The 6,116-nt window shown below is 39.0% G+C and carries 9 protein-coding genes; 1 reads left to right on the plus strand and 8 read right to left on the minus strand.

Annotation, left to right across the window (positions count from 1 at the left end; translation table 11 throughout):
• Positions 1–418 precede the first annotated feature (418 nt).
• The 4 genes from L4C33_RS18640 to L4C33_RS18655 form a co-directional block, all read right to left on the minus strand.
• On the minus strand, positions 419–937 hold the full coding sequence (locus L4C33_RS18640; RefSeq protein ID WP_428813910.1) for a GNAT family N-acetyltransferase: 519 nt from the start codon (positions 935–937) through the stop codon (positions 419–421).
• Between the two features lie 125 nt (positions 938–1,062).
• Positions 1,063–1,725: a M23 family metallopeptidase gene (locus L4C33_RS18645; RefSeq protein ID WP_428813911.1), complete on the minus strand. Its 663-nt coding sequence runs from the start codon at positions 1,723–1,725 to the stop codon at positions 1,063–1,065.
• Positions 1,726–1,843: 118 nt separating this feature from the next.
• On the minus strand, positions 1,844–2,374 hold the full coding sequence (locus tag L4C33_RS18650; RefSeq protein ID WP_428813912.1) for a GNAT family N-acetyltransferase: 531 nt from the start codon (positions 2,372–2,374) through the stop codon (positions 1,844–1,846).
• A gap of 216 nt (positions 2,375–2,590) precedes the next feature.
• Entirely contained in the window at positions 2,591–2,956 is a 366-nt protein-coding gene (locus tag L4C33_RS18655) for a regulator (protein ID WP_428813913.1), read from the minus strand.
• 339 nt (positions 2,957–3,295) lie between these two features.
• Between L4C33_RS18655 and L4C33_RS18660 the strand changes: the two genes are divergently transcribed.
• Entirely contained in the window at positions 3,296–3,724 is a 429-nt protein-coding gene (locus L4C33_RS18660; protein WP_428813914.1) for a phage protein, read from the plus strand.
• A gap of 207 nt (positions 3,725–3,931) precedes the next feature.
• Here the strand turns inward: L4C33_RS18660 and L4C33_RS18665 are convergent, their stop codons facing one another.
• The 4 genes from L4C33_RS18665 to L4C33_RS18680 all read right to left on the minus strand — a co-directional run bounded on the left by L4C33_RS18665 (position 3,932) and on the right by L4C33_RS18680 (position 6,047).
• On the minus strand, positions 3,932–4,345 hold the full coding sequence (locus L4C33_RS18665) for a GrpB family protein (protein ID WP_428813915.1): 414 nt from the start codon (positions 4,343–4,345) through the stop codon (positions 3,932–3,934).
• Positions 4,346–4,520: 175 nt separating this feature from the next.
• On the minus strand, positions 4,521–4,910 hold the full coding sequence (locus L4C33_RS18670) for an HIT family protein (protein WP_428813916.1): 390 nt from the start codon (positions 4,908–4,910) through the stop codon (positions 4,521–4,523).
• A 114-nt stretch (positions 4,911–5,024) separates the two neighbouring features.
• Positions 5,025–5,516 (minus strand): MazG-related protein, encoded by a 492-nt coding sequence (locus L4C33_RS18675; RefSeq protein ID WP_428813917.1) that lies wholly within the window; start codon positions 5,514–5,516, stop codon positions 5,025–5,027.
• Between the two features lie 57 nt (positions 5,517–5,573).
• A complete protein-coding gene (locus L4C33_RS18680; protein ID WP_428813918.1) occupies positions 5,574–6,047 on the minus strand; it encodes a GNAT family N-acetyltransferase in 474 nt (157 codons plus the stop codon).
• Positions 6,048–6,116 lie beyond the last annotated feature (69 nt).

Here is a 6,116-nt window from a genome sequence, read left to right on the forward strand (position 1 = left end):
GGTATATTGATAAGCTACTTCAGGTTTTAGCTAAATCTATTGCTTTAGTACACATTGAAATACTTGTTATAGTTTGTCAATGTTGTCGATTAAATACTTTCCCCTTCCGAGAATCGCATCTTCATGGACAATGCTGATAACACTTATTCCATTATATTGTTCAGTGTCTTTGGTGCTTGAGCTTTTGATCTCTCGTTCAAATTGAAACTGTGACTATAAAACTTACAGTATTGTAAGCTTTAGGTTCTGGCAACTCTATACGCTTAATCGACCTAAGATTTAAATATACTTCTTCACATTCCTGTTCAACTTGCTTCATTCTCGTCTTAGTTGATACTGAACCATCTAAAGCGATTGATACTGTAAAACGGCAAGCGTTGCGAATCACTCTTAAATGCTTTGTTATGCATGTTTTTGCCTAATCGCCGGTGTTAAGCCAGTAATACTGAACTAGACCTTTTTGTCCTGATACTTCCTTTTCCACCTCAAGAACACCTTTGTTGTGCTTTATAGCCTTAACTGAACCAAGGTTAGCCTTGTTTACCGTTACTAGCGCTTTATCAATACCGATACTCTTAGCCTTCGGTAAGGTAAGTTCTAAAATACGCTTTGCGTACCCTTTTTGCCTTTCTGATGGTTTGATACCATAACCAATATGACCACCTAAAACCAATAATCCATCGTTCAGATCATGCCTTAGATTCGAGCACCCGACAACTTGCTCATTTTCGTCAACAAGCCAGAAGGAACTATGTGCGACAAAACCTGGAACCTGCTCACCTCTTGAGTAGGCAGACAACCTATCAAGCAACGAAGAAAAGTCTTCATAATTTTCAGCTAATACAAACGGAACAAACGCCTCTTCTCTTTCAGAGAACTCACGTACCATTGCAATATATGACTTTTGATATTCTACCCTTGGAGTTACTAACTTCATCCTGGATTCCTCTGATATGCATAACGCCGCATTAAGGTGTGAGCGGCGCTTGGCTATACTTGAGCGAAGCGAAACTGCCAAGCGTTGCGAATCACTCTTAAATGCTTTGTTATACGCGTATTAGATTAGTTTCGTGATAATGTAGACTTGGTCAGTAATATGAATTGTTCAGGGTCTATGTACCCTTTAAATATTGGAGATTCGGTTGTGTACCCACCCATCCAACGGTCGGGACCAGTTTCTGGGTATTCAATACGTGACCCCATTCTTATTGAAAAATGTATATGCGCATTAACCCCAATGCCAAAGTCCTCTGAAGGGTCAGCTATATAGCCAAGTAAATCCCCTTTTTTAATTGCCCCTTTTGATACTAACCAGCGTTTCAATGAAAGATGACCATACAGTGAATAAAGGTTTTCTTTTGGGTGATCAATAATCACAACGCCTGGATAACCGTTCATATAACCGGAATAACTTACAACACCATCAGCAATAGCGTACACCGGCTCTCCTACTTCAGCAAAATAGTCTATAGCGGCATGATATAAATGAGGAAATCGTGAAGCAGTATTAAATGAGGCAAAGCCCTGTAATTCAGAGCGTGAATCCAGAGGAAATCTATATGGCTCTTTTAAATTTTCAGCAATTCCCTCTAATATTGGACGGACAAGATTAAGTTCTTCATCAGCCAACCGCTGTTTCGTGTCCGTGAGTAATTTTGAACCTAAAAATACTAAAGGCAAAATAGTAAGGGTAACGATTACAATAACTTTCTTTGATATTTCCATCGATTTTCACTCCATTGACATCGAAGCGTATAACGCCGCATTAAGGTGTGAGCAGCGCTTGGCTATACTTGAGCGAAGCGAAACTGCCAAGCGTTGCGAATCACTCTTAAATGCTTTGTTATATGCCTGTTTTCGAATAAACAGCCGTGCCACTCAATTCACCTGACGGCAATCTTCGGTCGTTACGTAAAATGCCTTCAAAAGCATACCCGCCTCGCTCTGCCACCATTCGACTTTTCAAATTCTGTTCAGCAGCTTTGATTTCAACTCGGTTAGCGTTTAGCTCATTAAACGCGTATGACTCTATTGCTTTCACTGCTTCAGAAATGAAACCATTGCCAACACTTGAACTACGCATCCAATAACCAATTTCAAAAAAAGGTACTGATTTATCGCGAATAATTAACCCTATTGCACCAAGAAAGCGCCCTGTACTTTTTTCTATGATTGAATAACGTAACTCACCTTCAAAATTTTCAAAGTTATTGATGGCTTGCTGCGTGTTTTCAATTGATTCAGCTTCTGTTAACGCAAATGGAACCCAAGGAAGGTAGACACCGAGTTCATCTTGGCTTTCCCTTATCGCTTCAAGCATCAGAGGTTGATATTCCATTGAAGGAGGTTGTAGTTTAAGTCTATCTGTTTCCATATTTACCGATATCCAATTAAGGCTTATAACAGCTATTAGACTGAATAATTCTGCATTTAAGTACAGAAACTTTCTATATAATATACTGATGACTATGCAATTGTATTGATTTAACGTTAACAATAACAGTGCTTTATGGGTTTACTCAAAAAGCACTGGGAAGTGAAATGCAGAATTTTTCTGGTAAAATGTAGAGATTCGACCGAACTGGCTAGCTTATAGAATTCGAGCAATTGCACGTGCGATCTTTATTAAGTGCCTTGATGTTTTTATCTCTAGTTCAGATTGGATACTAAGCAAAGCAATTCCTGCTAAAATTTGTTGCGGTGACACGATTTGTCCACTTGGTAGCTCTAGTTTGTCATAGTGCATTTTAAATTGTTGCCACTCATCAGATGCACTCAGCTCTCTTCCTTTTGATAGCCTCATTAATCTTTTACATTCAGGTGGTATTGGTTTTCCTTTATCCCACTCCGTGACTGTCCTCACAGATTTGAAACACAATTTTGCGACCTCTTCCTTGGTCATCTGGCATTCCATCGCGCGAAAAATATAGTTTCTACTCATTTCGCGATACTTCATTGTTAAAACCTCTATAAAGAAGAGATTTTAAATTCACATTTTCAACATAACAATTCAACATAACCATACATAATACGCAGTGGTATTAATGGATTTAACATCTTGAAAAATCTGCTTAAACTGTGATAAAGCGTTTCATAAGTCTTTGATATTTCAGACGCATTGCTGTGTCTAGTATCAGCTCAACCGACTTGAGTTAGTTATTGTGTTGTTCACTAGGTTTTATGCAGTTAGCGATTTTCAACTCCGAAAAGCAAAGTTGCAAAATGTCGCACTCATTTCACCGAAATACACCAATAAAAATAATTTACGTCAGTTAACCACTTTGCGAGGCTCATCATGTTTCACCATTCTTTCAAGCAGCTCTATTGGATTCAGTTTGATTCCATTCAACAAGGCTCTGARTATTTTCATGTGAATGTTGCGACGATTCGCCGTTGGCTAGATGGCACTGTTCCGGTTAATCCAATGGCTGAAAAATTACTGCTCATTAAATCGCTTGGCTATTTACACAATGATATTCGTTGGCGCGGATTTAAGATTAATGAGGAACGCGGAATCTTCATCACGCCCGAGGGGCGCGAATTTAGTCCAAAGGAATTACAGTCGTTTGCATATTGGCGAGATGAACATCAACAATTTGTTGAGTTACACGGTCACATAGATGAACCACATATGCGCCCTGCTAAAGAAAATCTGCTGCCGTTTCGTGGTGGTCGTCGAATGAAGTCAGCGCCGTGGATCCCAAGTAAGCACAAGTTTAAATAAATACAAAAAAGCCCGCTAAATAGCGGGCTTATTATTTGAAAATGAATCTGTAAGAAATATCAGCGTACTAGTAGTCCTTTAGGATACATCTGCTAATTGAGCTGATTCGCTAGCCTTATAGCTCCGTACTTCAAGAATACATTTCCATTTATATTGTGGAGGTCAGATAAAAGAGCATGGCATAGAGAGACGATCGAAACACACGTGCTAACGAAGAAGCTGATCGCATTGAGTTAAATGAGTCTTGATAAACTCATCAGATGGAGGCTGTTTCCATAATTGTGTCAGCCGAAACATCTTCTCATGTTCACTTTGGGAGCTTGAATACGGAAACCAAGCTCCCATTGAGTGAGTATAATTAACTTCATTTCTAACCTTAGACAACCCGTGCTTTTCGTTGAACCCTAAAGTAGCCAGAACCTTGACAGCTTCTCCTAACTCATTGGTGCCGTTAACTCCAACAAGTATATCTAGGTCACCTTTTGAGACCGTCATAGGGATTGAAGAAGAGCCAATATGTTCAATAACTGCATCAGGAAGCATAGTTTGTATTTCATGTTGATACTTTCGATACAGCTCCGCGCAAGATGACTGATATTCTTCAGAACTGTAAAACCTCATACACTTCAACCATTAAACTAAAAAGGAAATTCCGATTTCGAACTGAGAATGCCATGGGGTACAGTCATTCTTGAACAACTTTTTGCTTTACTCCTGACAGCTAAACAACAGGCTAACACCAGATAACGCTAAAAAGTTAGCGTATGCTATATTGAGGCAATTTGCCATGTGATAGTTATAAACGGGCTAACGATTCACATAAAGTTTGTTGAGTTTGTATACCTATTWTACTGCTCGTCCACCCAAATTTATCATCTTCAAAGCGTGGGAATATGTGCAAATGGTAATGACTTAATTCATTAAATTTACCGTTGTTTTGAATAAAAGATATCCCATCAGGTTTAAACAAGTTTTCTATACGACCATACAGGTCACGAGCAACACTTTGAATCTCATCGTGGACTTCTTTAGGTAAGTCGATGAACGACTGGTAAACTTGGATTGGGCATATCAAAATGTGCCCAAAATTAATTGGGTCGTGGTCAGCAAATGCAATCACATTCTTTGACTCATATACTATGGTTGCGTCTATTTCACGAGATACAATTTTTTCTACTATTGTCATAATTCCCCCTTGTTTATCCAAAGCTTACAGCACCAGTTTAAGTAGTGGATAACGCTACTAACTTACGCCACTGTCTGTAGACACGAATCTCCCATGAACAGAAAGTGCCACGCGTTAGGAATATTTATGGTACCGAACTCTTGTTAGTTCTTGTATGTCAATTAGGTCGACTTCCCTGCCCAATATTCGCTTATACTCCAATAAGTTGTGAATTGGGATTACTGGTACTTCGATACCTTGATAGCCTTTTACCACTGACTCTAAAAAGTTGATTTCAAGTTTATGCCAAGAACCGTCTAAAGCCGACTGTATCTTCGTATTTTTAGATAAGCCTATTTCAATTTTTTGATTTTGGTAAATCAACTGGAAATACTCTAGATCCCAGCCGTATTCTGCGTAATGAGTTAACGGTTTAGATATGAATTGAGATACACGAATTAATATCTTTTTTGCGTCAGAGTTGTGGATATAAAGGTCTATGTCAGCGATTTCACGACTACCACCGTGAATAGTTGCAGCTAAGCCCCCGACAATTTGGTACTCCACACACTCTTCTTCCAAAAGGCCTTTGATCCACTTTAAAGCTGATTTTACTTTATCACTCATCAAGTTCCCTTAGTTTAATTTACCCTGTGCCAAATAGACCATCACTCTTAAACTTCTTTAGCCGCACGTTGCCCAACGAAAATACGGTCTTTGACCATCCATTCGCTCAATCTCGGCACCTAACCTCTTGTAGAACTCATGAGCCTTCTTGTTATATGGACTCGCTGTCCAGGAGATGTGCGAAACCAATGACGTTTCAGCTCGTGACTTTAAAACTTCCATAAGTTCGCGACCGTACCCTTTTGATCTTTGATTTCCTACAACTAAAAGGTCATCAAGCCAGATTGATGGCTCACCACGAAAGGAGGAACATCGATAGTAAAATAATGCAAAGCCGAGAACTTCACTGTTCAATTCTAAGATTAAAGCATGCGCAAATGGATGTTCACCAAATAACGTGCGTTCAATTTTCTCTAAACTTGTAGAAATTTCACCGCAAAAACCTTTCATGCCTCGGTCAAACTCAGCTTTTTTCTCAATCAACTCTAGTATTTTGCTAGAGTCTTCCTTTGTCGCGGTCCTTACGATCATTTTCTAGTCCATAATTAAAATATTGTGTTCCGGATAACGTCTATTAGAATGAATTACTTAGCAGTAAAG

It is taken from the genome of Vibrio makurazakiensis (assembly GCF_050337375.1).
Classification (GTDB): Bacteria; Pseudomonadota; Gammaproteobacteria; order Enterobacterales; family Vibrionaceae; genus Vibrio; species Vibrio makurazakiensis.

Excerpts from the sequence above, each read along its gene's own strand:
- L4C33_RS18645 (WP_428813911.1), bottom strand. The coding sequence starts at position 1,725 with ATGGAAATATCAAAGAAAGTTATTGTAATCGTTACCCTTACTATTTTG.
- L4C33_RS18650 (WP_428813912.1), bottom strand. The coding sequence starts at position 2,374 with ATGGAAACAGATAGACTTAAACTACAACCTCCTTCAATGGAATATCAA.
- L4C33_RS18655 (WP_428813913.1), bottom strand. The coding sequence starts at position 2,956 with ATGAAGTATCGCGAAATGAGTAGAAACTATATTTTTCGCGCGATGGAA.
- L4C33_RS18680 (WP_428813918.1), bottom strand. The coding sequence starts at position 6,047 with ATGATCGTAAGGACCGCGACAAAGGAAGACTCTAGCAAAATACTAGAG.
- L4C33_RS18640 (WP_428813910.1), bottom strand. The coding sequence starts at position 937 with ATGAAGTTAGTAACTCCAAGGGTAGAATATCAAAAGTCATATATTGCA.
- L4C33_RS18675 (WP_428813917.1), bottom strand. The coding sequence starts at position 5,516 with ATGAGTGATAAAGTAAAATCAGCTTTAAAGTGGATCAAAGGCCTTTTG.
- L4C33_RS18665 (WP_428813915.1), bottom strand. The coding sequence starts at position 4,345 with ATGAGGTTTTACAGTTCTGAAGAATATCAGTCATCTTGCGCGGAGCTG.